The sequence below is a fragment of the Vibrio sp. Y20_XG_PY13 genome (assembly GCF_024181925.1).
In the GTDB taxonomy this organism is placed as follows: domain Bacteria; phylum Pseudomonadota; class Gammaproteobacteria; order Enterobacterales; family Vibrionaceae; genus Vibrio; species Vibrio parahaemolyticus.
Genome location: NZ_JAMZAL010000007.1, coordinates 132,724 through 150,899, shown reverse-complemented (window position 1 = coordinate 150,899; position 18,176 = coordinate 132,724). Strand labels below are relative to the sequence as shown.

The window sequence follows — 18,176 nt, the reverse complement described above, 5'->3', positions numbered from 1 at the left end:
AGAAACAGGGAAATACGATGAGACACTATGATCCTAGTAACGTTAGGTTTCATAAGGCTTTAGATAAAAAAAGGGACGTCCTGAGACGTCCCGATACGCGTATTTGGTGGAGCTGGCGGGAGTTGAACCCGCGTCCGAAAACCTTTCATCATTGGTACTACATGCTTAGTCGATCTTTAAATTCACCATCCACCTGCGAACCGACACGCTAATGAATGACTATCCTGAATTATAATTCGCCGTTCATCTCTCAGGCGGGAGAATCCGGGCTAGCGCGTTTGGGTTTGATCTCTCGTTATTCCCCGTCTTACGTGCGGAAGCTAGGGCGAGAGAGCTCTGAGCAGGGTATTAAGCTGCTAGTGCGTAGTTTTCGTCGTTTGCGACTATTTTTTTGCGGTTTGTTAACGAGGCCTACCGCACCTCGGCATGCACCTCAGACTTCTGAATTCCCGTCGAATCCTAAATCAGCCCCAAGGTATGATTCGCATAGTAACAGAAAAGACTTAGCTGTCCAGCACTATGCGTTTAAGTGGTCAAGATTAACGCAGTGCGCTCTTCATTACGCGTGCTTTTTCTCTTGCCCAGTCTTTTTCTTTAAGATCTGTACGTTTATCGTGAAGCTTTTTACCTTTTGCTACACCTATTTTTATCTTCACCCAAGAGCGAGACCAGTACAGAGAGAGTGCCGTAAGTGTCATACCTTCACGGTTAATGCGACCGAGTAGGTTGTCAAGTTCACGACGACTCATAAGTAGTTTGCGCACACGAGTAGGGTTCGCCACTACGTGTGTCGATGCCTGATTTAAAGGAGTGATTGTCATGCCACTCACAAAGGCTTCACCGTCACGCATGAATACGTAACTTTCAGAAATATTGGCTTTACCTTGGCGAAGGGCTTTCACTTCCCAACCTTGGAGCTCCAAGCCAGCTTCGATTTCATCTTCAATGAAATACTCGTGGCGAGCTTTTTTGTTCAGCGCGATAGTGTTACTACCCGCTTTTTGTTTTGATTTTTTCTTTGCCATAATGGCGTCATTATACGGGTTGGATATCGGATAGGAAATCCTTTTATTTGCGCAATCGTGGAATAAAAGTAAAATTGTCGCGAGCTTTAAATCTGTACATGTATCGATAGGAGTATGTATGAAGCAAGTCAGCCGTTCTGCGTTGGTGTCTTTTAGTGCAGAACAGATGTTTAATCTGGTCAATGATGTTGCTAAATACCCTGAATTTTTGCCTGGTTGTTCGGGCTCTCGAATTATTGAGTCTTCGGGTAACGGCATGGTCGCTTCTGTCGATGTTGCGAAAGCGGGCATCAGTAAAACGTTCACTACGTCCAATGAGCTTATTCCTGGCCAAGCTATTATGATGAACTTGGTTGATGGTCCGTTTAAAACGCTCCGAGGTGGTTGGATTTTTACTGCGTTGGATGAGCAGGCATGTAAGGTTGAACTTAAGCTTGAGTTTGAGTTTTCGAGCAAAATGATTGAAATGGCGTTCGGCAAGATTTTTAACGAGCTAACTAGCAATATGGTTAATGCATTTACCAAACGCGCGAAACAGGTGTACGAGTGTTATGAGTATTGAGTCAGACATGATTCACGTTGAGGTCGTGTATGCATTGCCTCATGAGCAACGCGTGTTTAACTTAGTTGTGAATAACCACGCGACGGTTGAAGAGATCATTCGTCAGTCGGGTGTCTTGGAATTGTATCCAGAAATTGATTTAGCGAAAAACAAAGTAGGTGTGTTTAGTCGTAATGTAAAACTAGACGCGACCGTACGTGATAAAGACCGCATTGAAATCTATCGCCCTTTATTGGCAGATCCAAAAGAGATTCGTCGTAAGCGAGCAGAGCAAGCAAAAGCGGCTGGGAATGCCGATCCAGTGACTGGTGGCAAGCCAAATGCTCTGCGCAAGTAAGCAGAATAAGCAATATTTTAGATGATAAAAAACCTCCCAAGTGGGAGGTTTTTTTGCATAAAGGTTTTATGATGCCAATCGATGTAATGACAGGATTGGTTTATTGGATCTGTTCGTAAAACGCGTCACTTTTCGGGAAGTCACCGCTGATATCGGCCAGCGTTCCTTGGTCATTAAAGTTTACGACAAGATCTTTCTGTACTGGGTCACCGTGGCCTGGCGTGTGATGGTAGATATAATACCAAGTGTTAGGATAGCCATTTTCGATAAGCATTGGCGATCCAAGTACGAAGCGAACCTGTGCTTTAGTCATCCCAAACTTTAATTTATCAACCGCACTTTGTTCTACATAGTTGCCTTGGTTGATATCAATACGATAAACCAGTTTTTCCAATACCGAACATCCTGTCAGCAATGTCATTGCTAATGGTACGGCAACTAACCACTTCTTTAATTGCATAATAATTTCTTAGTAACCTTTAAAATACTGCGCTGATAATAAACAAGCTCGACGCAGATGTAAAAAGCTATGCGTCGCATGGTAGGGAATCTGACAACGAATTTTGAGTTGAGTTGCATTTATTAGCAGATATTAAGGGGTGATAGGGGGCCTAATGGCGTTTTCGTTAGCCGAGTCACTGAAGCGATTAATACGAAAAGAGTCATCAACTGGATTGCCGATGACTCTGTGTCATAGGGTTAGGCGGCGATAAGGAGTTCTTTCGCGTTAGCTAATGTTGAATCAGTGATTTGGCTACCACCGAGTAAACGAGCCAGTTCTGCCACACGTTGTTCTTCATCTAGTGCGCGCATTTGTGTTTCCGTTTGACCACCTTTGGTGTGTTTTGCGACAAACATTTGTTGGTGGCCACAACCGGCTACTTGCGGTAAGTGTGTGACACACATGACTTGAGTCGATTCTCCAAGCTTGCGTAGCATTTTGCCTACTACCGCAGCTGTTGGGCCACTAATACCCACGTCCACCTCATCGAAGATCAAACTTGGCGTATCTACTTTTTGAGCAGTGATCACTTGGATCGCTAGCGAGATTCGGGATAACTCACCACCTGACGCAACTTTCGCAATTGGTTGTAAAGGTTGACCCGGGTTAGTGGAAACCAAGAAGCACACACTGTCCATACCCAGTGGCGACGGATGTGTGTTTTCGTTGTTTACTTCAATGCTGAAGACGGCTTTTTCCATGCTCAGTTCGTGCATGCTTTGCGTGATCAGCTTGTTCAGTTCTTTTGCGTAACGGCTGCGTGATTTATGCAGCTTTTCCGCTTGAGTCAGGAAGCTTTGGTATTTCTGTTCCACTTCTTGAGCCAATTCATCCAGACGTTCATCAGAGCAATCCAATGCTTCGATTTGTGCTAGAAGGTCTTGGTGATGTTGGTATAACTCATCAGGCATAACATGATGCTTACGAGCCATCGACATCACTTTAGAAAAACGCTCTTCGACATAAGCCATACGACCTGGATCGACATCGATGCCATCCAAGTAGCTACGAAGTTCGTTTTTGGTTTCTTCTAGCTGGATCATCGCGTCAGCCAGCATATTTGGTAGCTCGGCTAATTTCTCATCTAATTCCGCTAATTGAATTAGGGAGTGATTGGCCGATTGCAAAATACCAAGCGCATTGACTTCTTCACCTTCGTAAATAAGTTCGAGGGCTTGCTGACAGGTAGCGGCGAGTTCACCGCTATTGGACAGTCGTTTGTGCTCTTGCTCGAGTTCAGCGAATTCTTCTTCACCTAGCGATAACTCATTCAGTTCTTTGATTTGGTATTCAAGCAACTGTTTTTGCGCCTGATTCTGCTGGCTATTTTCCTTGAGTTGCTTGAGGTTATTGTCTGCCTGACGCCAATGTTGGTACGCACTGCGTGTGCTCTTTAATAGATTTAAGTGTCCGGCATATTGGTCCAACATCGCCATTTGGTATTCGCTTTTCATCAGTTGATGATGCGCGTGTTGTCCATGGATGTTAATTAACAGCTGCCCAAGAGATTTTAATTGTGAAAGTGGTACTGGGCTGCCGTTGATGAAGGCTCTTGAACGGCCTTCTTTAGTTATGATGCGACGCAAGATACATTCAGTGCCATCCAGCAGATCGTTGTCTTCTAGCCAACGCGTTGCATGTAGGTTGTTGTCCAGTAAAAAGGCGGCACTGACTTCGGTTTTCTCTTCACCTTGACGCACCATACCTGCATCGGCACGTCCGCCTAGGCACAGACCTAACGCATCAATCGCAATAGATTTACCAGCGCCTGTTTCACCTGTAATGGTGGTCATGCCCTTAGAAAGCTCGAGTTGTAAAGACTTAACAATCGCAAAATTATTAACACTTAGATGAGCCAGCATTTTTATTTACCTGTATAACTGAACAATACTGTATATGAGAACAGTATATACTGTTTCTTTATACAGTAAAGATGAGCGGGAATATTTTTATCTAACAGGTTATTTTTTGTGATGAGGTGGGAAAAATGAGTCGAAGTCTCGACAACGACTCATTGAAATTGAAAGGGTTATGGGCGAGTTGGATTGATCGTCAGTGGCTCTAGTGTCACGACAGCATTAACACTTGCTCCTGGGTGATCGACATACGACGTGTCTTGCATCAACGTGTAGAAAACGTCAACAAAGTCATCATCGTTGGTAAGCACACCATCTGGAATGGCATCGATGATCTTGTTTGTGATTTGTGGGATGACTGCGTATGCCTGAACTTGCGGATCTGGGATGGCTTTCAGAACTTCTTCAGCGACTTGCACCAATAGTTTAGCCAGCTGTTTGTAGTCTGTGCCGTCATCTTGCTCCATCAGAACAATATCTGCAGCGCCCCAGCGGTAGCGAGACCAGTGAATGATGATTTGATTTGGGTAGTCATCTTGGTTGTCGTAATCCAAGTAAGGAAGCTCTACCAGATCAATTGTCGGCTCGTCGCGGCTTGGATTGACACCTGTCACGATGGCGTAAACCTCTGCTTTGCCAGAGATCCACGGTTCTTTGTCATCCGCTAAGCGAATTTTCTTCAGTTGAGTTGTTTGAATCGGAGCGACATCACTTGTCGCTGCGCTTTGTAGCGTTGGTGAAGATTGTTTTTGACTCTCTGAATAATAAGGCTGAATTAGAGCTGGCTGACCCAGCTTTTTCATTTCTGCCTGCATCGCCTGTAAGCCTGCTTTGAGCTCTGCAGAGCTGTTGTTATCGACAACTAGAACGGGAACGTCAGGAAGCTGATACACATCAAGTTGATGAATTTGCCCGTAAACGTCAAACGCTTCGATGTATTGCCAGCTTTCATCATCACCGCTTGGTTCAAAGGCAAAGAGTGGTGCAACGTCGCCATTGAGCCATGCTCCTAGCATTTTTTCGTTGGCTAAGCGCACTTCTAGCAATTGATCTGAGAATTCAGTAATGCCTTTCCAGCTACGAATTTGAGCGTCGGCTTCAACGAGCTGTTGGCTAAATTCTGCAGTCGGGTTTTGCTCAATGAAAGAGGAGACAGGAACATTGGTTTGTTGAGCAGTAATATCTCTTCTCAACATAGGCTCAATTGCCGTATAGTTTTCGCTCAGTTGTTGAGCAAGTTCCCGTTTGGTTTGTGTAATGTCGTCCGCACGCGCATTAGATACGTTTGTCACTTTAGTATCTTCAGATTGGCAGCCAATCAGTGCTAATGTACTGAGAACAGACAGAATGATAGTTTTTTTCATAGTATGTCCTTTATTGATTTTATGAAATAGAGTTAATACTCTATTCATGGTGAGAATATCACCCGACATACTCCATTCAATTTGCTTTTCTGGAATAAGTTAAACTTTGCACACAGGATCAAAGTTTATAAATTTCGTTTTAACGGCAGGATATATCACGTCGCCTTATTAGTAAGTCTTTACGTGTTATCCCAAAAAAGAAAAAAGCCAGCAGCAATCAGCAACTGGCTTAAATTCGTGTTCATGAAAGCTAGAATAACTTACTAGACCAACCGAGTTTGTTCCTTAATACGTGATAGTAGCTGTAGTCTTTCGGATGGATGAGTTTGAGTACATTTGGGCTTTGATAAATGTGGATCTCATCGCCGGGAGAAACTGGCAGCGACACTTGTCCATCACAACTTACTTCTTGTGTACCGCGATTTTCTGGTGACACAATCAGTTTGATTCTGCGTTTGCCATCAACCACCAACGGTCGGCTAGATAAGGTATGAGGGAACATAGGCACCAGTGAAATGGCATTCAGGCTTGGTGACAGAATAGGGCCACCACCAGAAAGTGAGTATGCTGTCGAGCCTGTTGGTGTGGAGACAATCAACCCATCGGCGCGTAAAGAGAAGGCAAAGCTTTCATCAATGTACACCTCAAACTCAATCATATGTGCGATTTGCCCAGGATGGAGTACGGCTTCGTTTAAAGCGGCGTTATGACTTTTTATTTGACCATGACGATGCACTTCTGCCTCAAGTAAGAAACGCTCTTCTTCAATGTACTCTCCCGCAAGTACGGCTTTGAGTGCCGCTTGGAAATCGTCTGGGTTTAAATCAGTTAAAAAGCCTAGATTGCCACGGTTTACGCCAATCACAGGCACGTCAAAACGCGATAAAATTCTCGCTGCGCCCAGCATGTTGCCATCACCACCGACAACTATCGCAAGGTCTGCGTTTTTGCCCAACTCAACTAAGCTGGCGAAGTGGTTTTGCGGGATCTCGTCCAAAATCGCTGCAAGGCGATCGTCAATAAACACTTTGTAACCTTCTGAGGTCAGCCATTCGTAAAGCTCTTTATGAGTCTGAATCGCTTGTTGATCTCTTGGTTTTCCGATAATCGCGATCACGTTACATGGATTTTTCATAGCATTTCCGCATTAAAGAGGCTTGAATCAGGAATCTTCATCCCCATAATAATGGCAAGTTACCTAAATATGCGAATTTTTATGTGGTTAAAGCCCGCAAAACGAGCATGGCTTTAAGGGCATTACGTTGAATTCTGGAGATATCATGAGCAACGAAGAAAACAAAGTTACAGAAGAAGAGCTTGATCAAATCATCGAAGAGGCTGAAAAAGTAGAAGCTGCGGCTCAAGAAGCTGAAGCAGAACTTGAAGAAATTGGTGACGAGAAAGACGCTAAGATTGCTCAACTAGAAGCGGCATTATTGTCTAGCGAAACCAAAGTAAAAGATCAGCAAGACGCAGTGCTTCGTGCAAAAGCTGAAGTTGAAAATATGCGTCGTCGTACTGAACAGGAAATCGACAAAGCGCGTAAATACGCTCTTAACAAGTTCGCTGAAGAACTGCTTCCTGTTATCGATAACCTAGAGCGTGCGATTCAAGCGGCAGATACAGAAAACGAAGTGATTAAGCCGATCCTTGAAGGTGTTGAGCTGACTCACAAGACGTTTGTTGATGTGGTTGCTAAGTTTGGTTTGAAAGAAATCAACCCTGAAGGTGAAACGTTCAACCCTGAATTCCACCAAGCAATGTCTATTCAAGAAAGCCAAGATCATGAATCAAACACCGTGATGTTTGTTATGCAGAAGGGTTATGAGTTAAACGGCCGTGTGATTCGTCCGGCAATGGTTATGGTTGCTAAATAACGACACAAGTCACTGCAAAGTAGATACAAAATGCCTGTCACGTTTGTGATGGGCATTTTTGTTTTAAACAAAGGTGTGCTCCCTCCGTCTCGCTGAACCATCGATATCTAAAATTTGATCCCTTTCAAAGTTTTTCCTATTGAGGATATTTTTTCTTATAGGGAATTTTCTTTCTATCAACTGCGTAGTTATACAACCCTAAACCGATAACTGGTTGTTATCATTTGACTAAGTGAACTTTGTTCTGAATATGAATGTATTCATAGTTTGTTTTGCTGAATTTTGTTGTTAACAAAAATGTAAATTATCGCTTTATTTTGTAACTTTGATATGTATTATTTGCGACCACTGCTTTAGAAATAAGCAGATATAACTACAAAAATGTAAATAGCAAACACAACATATCGGAGATTTATAATGGATAAATCGCTTTCTAGTAAGATTTTCATAGGCTTGTTTGCCGGCCTTGTGCTGGGCACAGCTATTCAGTACTTATTTAGTGGTATTGCGATTTTTGATACTTACCTACTTGGAACGGCAGAAGGGGTTGGCGGCATGTTTGTCTCGCTGATCAAGCTTTTGGTTGTGCCGCTTGTGTATGTTTCAATCGTGTGCGGCATTGTCGATTTGAAAGACATTAGTGCTTTTGGTCGTCTTGGTGGGAAAACTTTTACTCTCTACATTCTCAATACCATCATTGCGATCGCAGCAGCGTTGACCGTAGGTTTAATTTTCCAACCGGGTGCTGGTGCAAACTTAGCCGGTACGGTTTCTGAAACCGTCAAACTGACGACAACTGAAACACCAGATATTTTCTCGCTCGTGGTAAACATTGTACCAAGCAATCCAGTACAAGCTTTTGCTAACGGTGACATGCTACAAATTATCTTTATGGCTATTTTGACAGGTCTAGCCATTCAAGCTCTGGATTCTCGAGGTGGCCCTGCTATCCGCACGTTTAAGATGGCCAATGAGATCATGATGAAGCTGGTTGGTTTGGTCATGAGTCTAGCACCTTACGGTGTGTTTGCTCTGATGATTCAACTAGGTGCAACCTTAAATGCGAATACACTGATGTCTGTTGCAGGTTACGTTGCGCTTGTCGTGGCTATGCTTGTGTTCTGGATTTTCATCTTCTATCCAATGGCAGTTGGCATTACGACTGGAACATCTCCAAAGGCGTTTCTCCGCGCAACTCGTGAACAAATCCTATTTTCCCTATCTACGGCAAGTTCAAATGCAACCATCCCTGTAACCATGCGTACTCTGACAGAGAAACTGCAAGTTTCTAAATCAGTTGCGGGTTTTGGTGTACCGCTAGGCGCGACGATGAACATGTCAGGTGTATCTATTTACATCGCGCTTGCAACAATCTTCGTTGCTAACGCGTTTGGTCAGCCAATTAACACCGCTGATGTGTTTACACTCGGTCTGACGATTCTTCTTCTTTCTATTGGTGCTGGTGGCGTACCAGGTGGTGGTGTAGTGATGGTTGGTGTGCTTCTTCACCAATTGGGTCTTCCACCAGAAGGTTTAGCTATCATTGCTGCGGTTGACCGTATCAATGATATGTTCTGTACCTCTTCGAACGTGGTAGGGGATACCGCAGTGAACACTATTGTCGCCAAAACAGAAGGTGAGATCGGCAATCAAGAAGAAGTAGAGGCGCAGCCTGCACAAGCTAATGCCTAGTCTTGAACAATAGAGTTGAATCTATATATAGAAAGCGAGCGGAATGAGCTCGCTTTCTTGTTTTTATGTCACAGAAAAATAACCGCTTTTCATCATGTTTACTTTGGAAGTTGTCTCTGGAATGTGATGCATTCCCAACAAGCTTGAAAGAAATCAATTAATTCATAAAAAATACGCTTTTTTTCAATTCTGCCCTTGAAAAGCGTTTTGACGCCCTTATCTATGTGGCATAGAGAAGCAAACATTGATTATTTTTGTTTGTGAGCAAGGGTTGAAACCCGATTCTCCTCCCCCCACATTGGGGTTATAACCAAACGAAAATAGAATTTATTCGGAGATAGCCAGATGGGTAAAATCATTGGTATTGACTTAGGTACTACTAACTCATGTGTTGCTGTACTAGACGGCGACAAACCACGTGTAATTGAAAACGCAGAGGGTGAACGTACTACTGCATCGGTTATTGCTTACACTGACGGTGAGACGCTAGTAGGTCAACCTGCGAAACGTCAAGCAGTAACTAACCCAACTAACACGCTATTTGCAATTAAGCGTCTAATTGGTCGTCGTTTTGAAGACGAAGAAGTTCAGCGTGACATCGAAATCATGCCTTACAAAATTGTTAAGGCTGACAACGGTGACGCTTGGGTAGAAGCGAAAGGCCAAAAAATGGCAGCTCCTCAGGTTTCTGCTGAAGTTCTTAAGAAAATGAAGAAAACTGCTGAAGACTTCCTAGGTGAGGAAGTAACTGGCGCAGTTATCACAGTACCTGCTTACTTTAACGATGCACAGCGTCAAGCAACGAAAGATGCTGGCCGTATCGCAGGTCTAGAAGTTAAACGTATCATCAACGAACCAACAGCAGCTGCGCTAGCTTACGGCCTAGACAAGAAAGGCGGTGACCGCACTATCGCTGTATACGACCTTGGTGGTGGTACATTCGATATTTCAATCATCGAAATCGATGAAGTTGAAGGCGAAAAAACATTCGAGGTTCTAGCAACTAATGGTGATACTCACCTAGGTGGTGAAGACTTTGATAACCGTCTTATCAACTACTTAGTAGACGAGTTTAAGAAAGAGCAAGGTATCGATCTTAAAAACGATCCACTAGCAATGCAGCGTGTTAAAGAAGCAGCAGAAAAAGCGAAAATTGAGCTTTCTTCTACTTCTCAAACAGACGTAAACCTACCTTACGTTACTGCTGATGCAACTGGTCCTAAGCACATGAACATCAAAGTGACTCGTGCGAAACTAGAATCTCTAGTTGAAGACCTAGTACAACGCTCTCTTGAGCCACTAAAAGTAGCTCTAGCTGACGCTGACCTATCAGTAAACGATATCACTGACGTAATCCTAGTTGGTGGTCAGACTCGTATGCCAATGGTTCAAGCGAAAGTTGCTGAGTTCTTCGGTAAAGAAGCGCGTCGTGACGTGAACCCTGACGAAGCAGTAGCAATGGGTGCTGCAGTTCAAGGTGGTGTACTTGCTGGTGAAGTTAAAGATGTTCTACTACTAGACGTAACTCCACTGTCTCTAGGTATCGAGACTATGGGTGGCGTAATGACTAAGCTAGTTGAGAAGAACACAACTATCCCAACTAAAGCGAACCAAGTTTTCTCTACTGCAGAAGACAACCAGAGCGCGGTAACTATCCACGTTCTACAAGGTGAGCGTAAGCAAGCGATGTACAACAAGTCTCTAGGTCAATTCAACCTAGAGGGCATCCAGCCTGCACCACGTGGCATGCCACAAATCGAAGTAACTTTCGACCTTGATGCGGATGGTATTCTACACGTATCAGCGAAAGACAAGCAGACTGGTAAAGAGCAGAAGATCACAATCCAAGCTTCTGGCGGTCTAAGCGACGACGAAATCGAGAAAATGGTTCAAGAAGCAGAAGCTAACAAAGAAGCGGACAAAAAGTTCGAAGAGCTAGCAACTGCACGTAACCAAGCAGACCAAATGATTCACGGTACTCGTAAGCAAATGGAAGAAGCGGGTGACGCACTTCCAGCTGAAGAGAAAGAGAAGATTGAAACTGCTATCTCTGAGCTAGAAGAAGCACGTAAAGGCGAAGACAAAGAAGCAATTGACGCGAAAGTTCAAGCTCTTATGACTGCTGCTCAAAAACTAATGGAAATCGCTCAACAACAAGCTCAAGCGCAACAAGCACAAGGTGCTGACGCTGGCGCACAGTCAAAAGATGACGACGTTGTAGATGCGGAGTTCGAAGAAGTTAAAGACGACAAGAAATAATCTTTCTTAACCAGATGGCTGCAAAGCCATCTGGAGTCGATACGACTTCGGTGTGCGGGCGTTTGGGGTGACTCTTACGCCCGTCTGTTTGTAAACGCTGTCTTTCTAGTTAAGTATTTTGCAATAAGTGCACTTACCTAGAACGATACAAACACCAAGCGGTGAATCGATGCCGTTTGTAGTAATTAACTGGTGACGAAGAACATGTCAAAACGTGATTTTTACGAAGTATTAGGCGTAAGCCGTGATGCCTCAGAGCGTGATATCAAAAAGGCGTACAAGCGCCTAGCGATGAAATTCCACCCAGACAGAAACCAGGGTGATGAGTCTGCGGCGGACAAGTTTAAAGAAGTAAAAGAAGCGTACGAAGTTCTAACCGACTCTCAGAAAAAAGCGGCTTATGACCAATATGGCCATGCTGCTTTTGAACAAGGTGGCGGTGGTTTCGGCGGCGGCTTTGGTGGAGGCGGTGCTGACTTCGGCGACATCTTTGGTGATGTGTTTGGCGATATCTTCGGTGGCGGTCGCCGTGGAGGCGGTGGTCATCGTGCGCAACGTGGTGCCGACTTACGTTACAACATGGAGCTAACGCTAGAAGAAGCCGTTCGTGGTGTAACTAAAGAGATTGAAGTTCCGACACTGGTTCACTGTGACTCTTGTGACGGTAGCGGTGCGAAGAAAGGCTCATCGGCGGAAACATGTGGTACCTGCCATGGCCATGGCCAAGTGCAAATGCGTCAAGGTTTCTTCGCTGTTCAGCAAACCTGTCCTACCTGTCATGGTAAAGGTAAGATCATTAAAGACCCTTGTAATGAGTGTCATGGTCAAGGTCGCAAGCAAAAAACGAAAACACTTAACGTTAAAATCCCAGCTGGCGTGGATACTGGCGATCGCATTCGTCTATCTGGCGAAGGCGAAGCGGGAGAAATGGGTGCACCATCAGGTGATCTATACGTACAAGTACACGTGAAAGAGCACCACATTTTCGAGCGTGACGGCAACAACCTCTATTGTGAAGTGCCAGTAAGCTTTGCTATGGCTGCACTCGGCGGCGAAGTTGAAGTTCCAACTCTTGATGGACGAGTAAGCCTAAAAGTGCCGTCAGAAACACAAACTGGCCGTATGTTCCGTATGCGCGGTAAAGGTGTGAAAGGCGTCCGTGGCGGTGGTATTGGTGACTTGATCGTTAAATTGGTTGTAGAAACGCCAGTTAACTTAAGCTCTCGTCAAAAAGAACTGTTGAAAGAGTTTGAAGAGTCTTGTGGCGGTGAAGCTGCAACTAAACACAAACCAAAATCTGAAGGCTTCTTCAATGGTGTGAAGAAGTTCTTTGATGATTTAACCAGCTAAGATAAGTTCACTAAAAGCTCAAAAAACAAAGGCCTGCTGAAACGCAGGCCTTTTTGCATTTGTAGTTTTTTAGTTCCAGCAAGCACTTGGTGATTCAACATTTGTTGACGTTAAAGTGATAGTTGTAGTGCCATTCAAGCACTCGTCGTCGTCCTGCCCAAGATCCGATTTTGCTGTTGCTGTAATGGTGTAGGCTGTGCTTGCAGAGCTCGCAATATCGAACGAAAATCGATCTGTGTCGGAATCACATAGAGTACAGGCGCCACCAGAAATAATATGACTCCAGTCATACCCACCATCATAAGATGTCTCTAGTTCCAGTTGAATTCGACTAAGATCGCTCAAGGCAACCGTTCTATGGGACTTGATCACATGATTGGTATAAGAAGGGTAGGCGATTGCTGCAATGATTCCGACGATCGTTACGGCTATCAGTAATTCGATCAATGTCATCCCTCTCAATCTTTTTTTGTAGCTGTTACAACGAGAAATTCGAATCATCACGAGTAGTTTCCTTTTCACTTTTCCGCCTATTTTTGGCAGGTGATAGCATCTGTGCAAGATGAATTACGGTCGACTAGCCGTTTGCATAGGAATTTGGGAAATGCCTCGCGGGTTTACGTTGTTGGAACTTATGATCACTGTTGCTGTACTGAGTGCTTTATTGGCTACAGCTGCACCATCTTTCAAGAATGTCTTTGAAACCAATAAAATGCAGCGTTTAGCTAATGAATTACATGGCTTTGTTATTGAAGGTAAGTCTGAAGCAGTATTACGGCGCGAAAGACTCTGGGCGCACATCATCATGTCTGGGAGTTCATCCAGTGACGGAAACTGGCGTATTGATTTGACAGACAATGCGGCTGAGGGGGCTGGAACTGTGTTGTTCTCTTTATCAGGTAAGCCGTATGACGGTATTGTCGTTACCCCGAGCTATGCTTCCGATCAAATCAGCTTCGACGATGTCCATGGTCGACCATCATCAGGAAACTTGAAGTTTTATCCTGTTGGTGAATCATCAAAAGCCTTAAAGCTCATTTCTCATACTTTATCAGCCCGCGTAAGAGTATGTAGTGATAACAGCGGCACAGAATATTACGGTTATTCAACTTGCTCTTAAGGATGGCTATGTTTAAACAAAAAGGGGCGAGCCTTGTTGAGTTTATGATCGCATCTGCACTTGGGCTTATTTCTCTAGCGACAGTGGGGTCAATCTATGTGAGTGGTCAACGAGTGATAATGGAACGTTCGAAAGAGTTAATGTTGTTACAGAATTCTGAAAGTGTCGTGCAGATGCTCAAGAGTGACATTCAGCGTGCTGGTTTTGACGGTAACGATGGTCATTCTATAAAAATATCGGGCTCAGCGAACACAATTTACACTCTTGATGATGTTGATAGAGGGCTAATTGCTTACGCCTATTACATAGGTGTTTCTGGCTCTGCTCCTTTGTATAAAAACGTGGCTTATGAGCAACGAGTTAACACGCCAGAGTCGCTATTTGTGTGTGAAAAAAAGCAAATAACGATATGGGATGTTAATGATGTGGTCAACCTTGCAGGCACAGGCTCATGTAACACTCTCTTTGATAAAAAAGTTATTCACGTTAATCGATTTGACCTGGCTAGTGAATTGCTAGAAAGCACTGATGCAAAAAGTGCACTGGTGACCATTACATTGGGAACCGAATTGAAAGACGCGACTGATATTCGCACGCAGCAGTCGTTTACTACGATGCAAAGGAACTGGCAGTAATGAAGAAACAACAAGGTGCAGCTGCGTTATTAGTTGTGAGCGTATTGCTAGTTGCGGCATTAATGATGTCTCTCGGTAGCTATAAATCCCTCTTTTACCAAATTAAACGAGCCAACAATCAAATTGAAGCACGACAAGAGCATTGGCGTGCAGAGGGGGGGCTAGAGTGCGTCTACAGCAAGACCAAAATAAATAAAACACTGCCAACTAATGTGAATGATTGCATCACAGCTATGGGGCTTGATGCCTTAACATATTCCTCGGGCTCTTCAAGTCTAGTGACTTCAACGATAGGTAATCGGGAAATTAAAAAGACCATTAAACTACCTACAAGCAGTGGGGCTGGAGCGATAAAATCTAAATCCGACCTCGTGATTAATGGCTCATATACGAGCTCTCCAGATCCGAGTAAAAGTCTCGGTAATAATTTATGGGAATGCACTTCTGTTCTTTATTTCAACTTTTTTTATGCAACAAGTGTAAGCACTTTTCATCCCTATCAGCTATCTGATAAGCCTTATTCGAGTTTCCCTGACAGTCCTGCAGGACAAGAACAAAAGTGCGCATCTACTCACTATAGTTGGGGAACAAGTGTTGCTGCGTCTGAGAGTGATTATCGTCAGTCTTCGGATATGGATCCGTTTAAAGATGTATTTGATGTCCCTCGAAGTGAGTGGTTCGATGTGATGTCGGATAATTCCCTGTTCGGATATGTACCCTTGTCATTAAATAGTATGAAATTGAACTCAAAAGCAGATCTCCCTTCTCCTGTATTCAACGAGACATGCGCGGAGGGGATTGTTAGCAATATAGAAAATGGGAAAGATCTTATTTGGGTTTATGGTGGCTGTGAAATTAATACGGCAGATTTTACGAGTATAAAGAACGCAATAGATAATAGCCTGGGTGGGAGCGGGATAATTCTAGTCGTTCAAGACGGTATTTTTTCTACGATAGGGACGCAGGATTTCAAAGGAATGCTTTACCACTTTATTTCTCCGCTGTATACCGAACCAACAACTGGGGCTACATTTGATTTTACCGACTGGTCTGGCTCTGCCAATGATGCCGCATTGGATGGCGTCATAGCAGCTTTAAAAACAACAGTTCCTATGGAAAAGACAAAGGTTGGCTATTTTCAGCACGGTGCATTCAACCCGTTAGGAGGATTTGTCATGGATGCACCAGGAACATTTGCACTCTTTAATGCTGCGTTATCATTCCAATACAATCGCGATGTAATTGAGGAGCCTCAGGAGAAGCTGAAGAAAGCACATTGGAAAAAGGGCTCTTGGAATGATCTCTAAACAAAAAGGTTTTAACCTTCTTGAGGTTCTAATTTCTTTTTTGCTTATCGGTGTTGGGGCACTAGGTTTAACAAAGCTAAACGTGTATCTCGAACGTGAATCCGAATATGCCATAAAAAGTATTGAAGCACTGCGTCTAGCAGAGAACCAGCTTGAATGGTTCCGTACGCGTGGAGCCTCGGATGCGCTTTCGACGATCTCTACGGCTAGCTTTGCCTCTATTGCAACAGGATCTTCCGCTACTGGTGCGTATACAGTGGAGTGGGTTGTGCCGTCGGCTACTGTGTCTGGATCTCTTAAAACCATTACTATTACGACCAGTTGGAAAGATAGAGTGGGACAAACGCAATCAGTTCAGTTGAAAACTATGATTTCACAGTACAGTGAATTCGAAAACTAAGTTCAATTGCATACATAGCTTGAGACAAAGTCGTGGATAATTTCTTTTTGATACCGGGTTTGTCTCAGTTAATGAATGGTTTTCGAACTGTTAATGCGGTTGATGTGCTACTGTTTTTATTATGTTTAATTGGAGTGGCGTTTTTGCAAAATATGTCTCCAATTATGGAAAAAATCATAGAACCTTGTGCTTTCCCTATCCTTATTTACTAGAATGCTGTGTTGATAATAGGCCGTTATAATTATTCAAATAGGCCTTGGCACCAACATCATTCATATGGAGTTACCATGAGTAACCAAGCTGTAAATAAGGCACCATCATCGAAGCCGAGCGGGATGGATCGCTTTCTAAACTTTATCGAGCGTGCAGGTAATAAAATTCCTGATCCTGCGATTTTGTTTTTCTGGGCACTGATCATTACTTGGGCTGCGTCTGCACTTTTGTCGAATGTGACTTTCGACCTTCCAAACCCTCGAACGGGCGAAGCTCTTACCATTACTAACTTACTTACGGGTGAAGCTCTAGCAAGTTTCCTTGCTAACATGGTCACTACGTTTACTGGTTTTGCACCTCTAGGCATCGTATTAGTTGCAATGTTGGGTGTAGGTGTTGCGGATTCTTCTGGTTTTATCACGACTGGCCTTAAGAAGATGCTGAACTTCACTCCAGCGAAGCTACTTACACCAATGCTTATTCTTGTCGCAATCATCTCGCATACCGCGGCTGATGCGGGCTACGTTTTGGTTATTCCTCTAGGTGGTATCATTTTCCATGCCGCTGGTCGTCACCCTCTAGCTGGTATCGCAGCAGCATTTGCTGGTGTGTCTGGTGGTTTCTCTGCAAACTTCATTCCTTCAGGTATTGACCCATTGCTCGCTGGTTTCACACAAACGGCAGCACAGGTTCTTGATCCTGAATACGTGGTTAACCCTCTAGCAAACATCTTCTTCACTGGTCTATCTTCAGTGATCATCGTTGCTATCGGTTGGTACGTGACTGAGAAAATCATCGAGCCTCGTCTTGCAAAGATGCCAATTGATGAAGATGCAGAAACGGCACCAAACTTAGGCTCTTTCACTGAGTTGGAATCAAAAGCATTCCGCTACGCTGGCTGGGCTATGATGGCGGGTATCGCACTTCTTGTTGCCGCGTTATTGCCTGAGAACTCGGCACTTCGTTCTCCTGAAGGCGAAATTACGGCGTTTTCTGCGCCTATCATGAAGTCGATTGTTCCACTGATCTTCATTCTATTTATCATCCCTGGTTACGTTTACGGCAAAGTATCTGGCACCTTTAAGACAAGTAACGACATCATCAAAGCGATGGCGGACACCATGTCGACCATGGGCGCATACATTGTCATGTCGTTCTTCTGTGCTCAGTTCCTATCTGCATTTGCTCAGTCAAACATCGGTACGATGCTAGCGTTGTATGGTGCAGAAGGCTTAAAAGCGATGAACCTACCAGGTGAAGCAACCATCATTGGTATGATCTTGCTAACAGCAGCTGTAAACCTACTTATCGGTTCCGCTTCTGCGAAATGGGCTTTGATTGGTCCAATCCTAGTTCCAATGCTAATGGCGGTAGGTATTTCTCCTGAACTATCTCAGGCGGCTTACCGTGTGGGTGACTCAGTATCGAACATCATTTCACCTCTGATGGTATTCTTCCCTCTTGTAGTGGTTTACTGTCAACGTTACGTGAAGTCGACAGGCATTGGTACGCTTGCGTCACTGATGATGCCATTCTCGATTGCTATGTTGATTGGTTGGTCAATCTTCCTAGTTCTTTACTGGATGGTAGGTATCCCACTAGGTATTCAAGCACCGTACACATACACGATGTAAATGATCGAATATTAGAGAAGCGCAGGTCGAAAGGTCTGCGCTT

At 44.0% G+C, this 18,176-nt stretch carries 17 protein-coding genes and 1 other RNA gene; 11 read left to right on the top strand and 7 right to left on the bottom strand.

Annotation, left to right across the window (positions count from 1 at the left end):
* Positions 1–104 precede the first annotated feature (104 nt).
* Both ssrA and smpB read right to left on the bottom strand, forming a co-directional pair.
* Positions 105–472, bottom strand: a transfer-messenger RNA (tmRNA) gene (gene ssrA, locus NL646_RS17135).
* 67 nt (positions 473–539) lie between these two features.
* Positions 540–1,025 carry an SsrA-binding protein SmpB gene (gene smpB, locus NL646_RS17130; RefSeq protein WP_005455975.1) on the bottom strand — a complete coding sequence of 162 codons (486 nt, stop codon included), beginning with the start codon at positions 1,023–1,025 and terminating at the stop codon, positions 540–542.
* 118 nt (positions 1,026–1,143) lie between these two features.
* Here smpB and NL646_RS17125 point away from each other — a divergent pair, with 118 nt between their 5' ends.
* Together NL646_RS17125 and NL646_RS17120 are read left to right on the top strand one after the other, a co-directional pair.
* Positions 1,144–1,587 (top strand): SRPBCC family protein, encoded by a 444-nt coding sequence (locus tag NL646_RS17125; protein ID WP_005381641.1) that lies wholly within the window; start codon positions 1,144–1,146, stop codon positions 1,585–1,587.
* Entirely contained in the window at positions 1,577–1,924 is a 348-nt protein-coding gene (locus tag NL646_RS17120) for an RnfH family protein (RefSeq protein ID WP_005456005.1), read from the top strand. The genes NL646_RS17125 and NL646_RS17120 overlap by 11 nt, the downstream gene beginning before the upstream one ends.
* Positions 1,925–2,024: 100 nt before the next feature.
* On the opposite strand, the gene bamE is transcribed toward NL646_RS17120, so the two are convergent.
* The 4 genes from bamE to nadK all read right to left on the bottom strand — a co-directional run bounded on the left by bamE (position 2,025) and on the right by nadK (position 6,781).
* Positions 2,025–2,384, bottom strand: a complete 360-nt coding sequence (bamE, locus tag NL646_RS17115; RefSeq protein ID WP_005455981.1) for an outer membrane protein assembly factor BamE — start codon at positions 2,382–2,384, stop codon at positions 2,025–2,027.
* A gap of 239 nt (positions 2,385–2,623) precedes the next feature.
* Positions 2,624–4,288, bottom strand: a complete 1,665-nt coding sequence (gene recN / locus NL646_RS17110; RefSeq protein WP_005456006.1) for a DNA repair protein RecN — start codon at positions 4,286–4,288, stop codon at positions 2,624–2,626.
* Between the two features lie 167 nt (positions 4,289–4,455).
* On the bottom strand, positions 4,456–5,646 hold the full coding sequence (locus NL646_RS17105) for a DUF3103 domain-containing protein (RefSeq protein ID WP_253664476.1): 1,191 nt from the start codon (positions 5,644–5,646) through the stop codon (positions 4,456–4,458).
* 250 nt (positions 5,647–5,896) lie between these two features.
* Positions 5,897–6,781, bottom strand: coding sequence for an NAD(+) kinase (nadK, locus tag NL646_RS17100; RefSeq protein ID WP_005455932.1), 885 nt, complete (start codon positions 6,779–6,781; stop codon positions 5,897–5,899).
* Between the two features lie 145 nt (positions 6,782–6,926).
* On the opposite strand from nadK, the gene grpE reads away from it, so the two are divergent.
* The 4 genes from grpE to dnaJ all read left to right on the top strand — a co-directional run bounded on the left by grpE (position 6,927) and on the right by dnaJ (position 12,824).
* Entirely contained in the window at positions 6,927–7,523 is a 597-nt protein-coding gene (gene grpE, locus NL646_RS17095) for a nucleotide exchange factor GrpE (protein ID WP_253664475.1), read from the top strand.
* Between the two features lie 417 nt (positions 7,524–7,940).
* Positions 7,941–9,215 (top strand): dicarboxylate/amino acid:cation symporter, encoded by a 1,275-nt coding sequence (locus NL646_RS17090; protein ID WP_017448814.1) that lies wholly within the window; start codon positions 7,941–7,943, stop codon positions 9,213–9,215.
* 345 nt (positions 9,216–9,560) lie between these two features.
* Complete coding sequence (dnaK, locus tag NL646_RS17085; RefSeq protein ID WP_005455943.1) at positions 9,561–11,474, top strand: molecular chaperone DnaK; 1,914 nt, start codon at positions 9,561–9,563, stop codon at positions 11,472–11,474.
* A 204-nt stretch (positions 11,475–11,678) separates the two neighbouring features.
* A complete protein-coding gene (gene dnaJ / locus NL646_RS17080; protein WP_005482993.1) occupies positions 11,679–12,824 on the top strand; it encodes a molecular chaperone DnaJ in 1,146 nt (381 codons plus the stop codon).
* 69 nt (positions 12,825–12,893) lie between these two features.
* Here dnaJ and NL646_RS17075 read toward each other — a convergent pair whose 3' ends face one another.
* A complete protein-coding gene (locus NL646_RS17075; RefSeq protein ID WP_005483031.1) occupies positions 12,894–13,325 on the bottom strand; it encodes a type IV pilin protein in 432 nt (143 codons plus the stop codon).
* Positions 13,326–13,428: 103 nt separating this feature from the next.
* On the opposite strand from NL646_RS17075, the gene NL646_RS17070 reads away from it, so the two are divergent.
* From NL646_RS17070 to NL646_RS17050, 5 genes are all read left to right on the top strand, one after another.
* Positions 13,429–13,944, top strand: a complete 516-nt coding sequence (locus NL646_RS17070; protein WP_021487286.1) for a GspH/FimT family pseudopilin — start codon at positions 13,429–13,431, stop codon at positions 13,942–13,944.
* A gap of 8 nt (positions 13,945–13,952) precedes the next feature.
* Entirely contained in the window at positions 13,953–14,579 is a 627-nt protein-coding gene (locus NL646_RS17065) for a PilW family protein (RefSeq protein ID WP_005455995.1), read from the top strand.
* On the top strand, positions 14,579–15,886 hold the full coding sequence (locus NL646_RS17060) for a hypothetical protein (protein WP_025534919.1): 1,308 nt from the start codon (positions 14,579–14,581) through the stop codon (positions 15,884–15,886). The genes NL646_RS17065 and NL646_RS17060 overlap by 1 nt, the downstream gene beginning before the upstream one ends.
* A complete protein-coding gene (locus NL646_RS17055; protein WP_021449706.1) occupies positions 15,876–16,286 on the top strand; it encodes a prepilin-type N-terminal cleavage/methylation domain-containing protein in 411 nt (136 codons plus the stop codon). Before NL646_RS17060 ends, NL646_RS17055 begins: the two co-directional genes overlap by 11 nt.
* A 287-nt stretch (positions 16,287–16,573) precedes the next feature.
* A complete protein-coding gene (locus NL646_RS17050; protein WP_005483743.1) occupies positions 16,574–18,133 on the top strand; it encodes an AbgT family transporter in 1,560 nt (519 codons plus the stop codon).
* Positions 18,134–18,176 lie beyond the last annotated feature (43 nt).

Bases quoted from the DNA above. Each gene is read 5' to 3' on its own strand.
- NL646_RS17125 (WP_005381641.1), top strand. From the start codon at position 1,144: ATGAAGCAAGTCAGCCGTTCTGCGTTGGTGTCTTTTAGTGCAGAACAG.
- smpB (WP_005455975.1), bottom strand. From the start codon at position 1,025: ATGGCAAAGAAAAAATCAAAACAAAAAGCGGGTAGTAACACTATCGCG.
- NL646_RS17090 (WP_017448814.1), top strand. From the start codon at position 7,941: ATGGATAAATCGCTTTCTAGTAAGATTTTCATAGGCTTGTTTGCCGGC.
- dnaJ (WP_005482993.1), top strand. From the start codon at position 11,679: ATGTCAAAACGTGATTTTTACGAAGTATTAGGCGTAAGCCGTGATGCC.
- dnaK (WP_005455943.1), top strand. From the start codon at position 9,561: ATGGGTAAAATCATTGGTATTGACTTAGGTACTACTAACTCATGTGTT.
- NL646_RS17055 (WP_021449706.1), top strand. From the start codon at position 15,876: ATGATCTCTAAACAAAAAGGTTTTAACCTTCTTGAGGTTCTAATTTCT.
- grpE (WP_253664475.1), top strand. From the start codon at position 6,927: ATGAGCAACGAAGAAAACAAAGTTACAGAAGAAGAGCTTGATCAAATC.
- NL646_RS17070 (WP_021487286.1), top strand. From the start codon at position 13,429: ATGCCTCGCGGGTTTACGTTGTTGGAACTTATGATCACTGTTGCTGTA.
- NL646_RS17120 (WP_005456005.1), top strand. From the start codon at position 1,577: ATGAGTATTGAGTCAGACATGATTCACGTTGAGGTCGTGTATGCATTG.
- recN (WP_005456006.1), bottom strand. From the start codon at position 4,288: ATGCTGGCTCATCTAAGTGTTAATAATTTTGCGATTGTTAAGTCTTTA.
- bamE (WP_005455981.1), bottom strand. From the start codon at position 2,384: ATGCAATTAAAGAAGTGGTTAGTTGCCGTACCATTAGCAATGACATTG.
- NL646_RS17105 (WP_253664476.1), bottom strand. From the start codon at position 5,646: ATGAAAAAAACTATCATTCTGTCTGTTCTCAGTACATTAGCACTGATT.
- NL646_RS17060 (WP_025534919.1), top strand. From the start codon at position 14,579: ATGAAGAAACAACAAGGTGCAGCTGCGTTATTAGTTGTGAGCGTATTG.
- nadK (WP_005455932.1), bottom strand. From the start codon at position 6,781: ATGAAAAATCCATGTAACGTGATCGCGATTATCGGAAAACCAAGAGAT.
- NL646_RS17075 (WP_005483031.1), bottom strand. From the start codon at position 13,325: ATGATTCGAATTTCTCGTTGTAACAGCTACAAAAAAAGATTGAGAGGG.
- NL646_RS17050 (WP_005483743.1), top strand. From the start codon at position 16,574: ATGAGTAACCAAGCTGTAAATAAGGCACCATCATCGAAGCCGAGCGGG.
- NL646_RS17065 (WP_005455995.1), top strand. From the start codon at position 13,953: ATGTTTAAACAAAAAGGGGCGAGCCTTGTTGAGTTTATGATCGCATCT.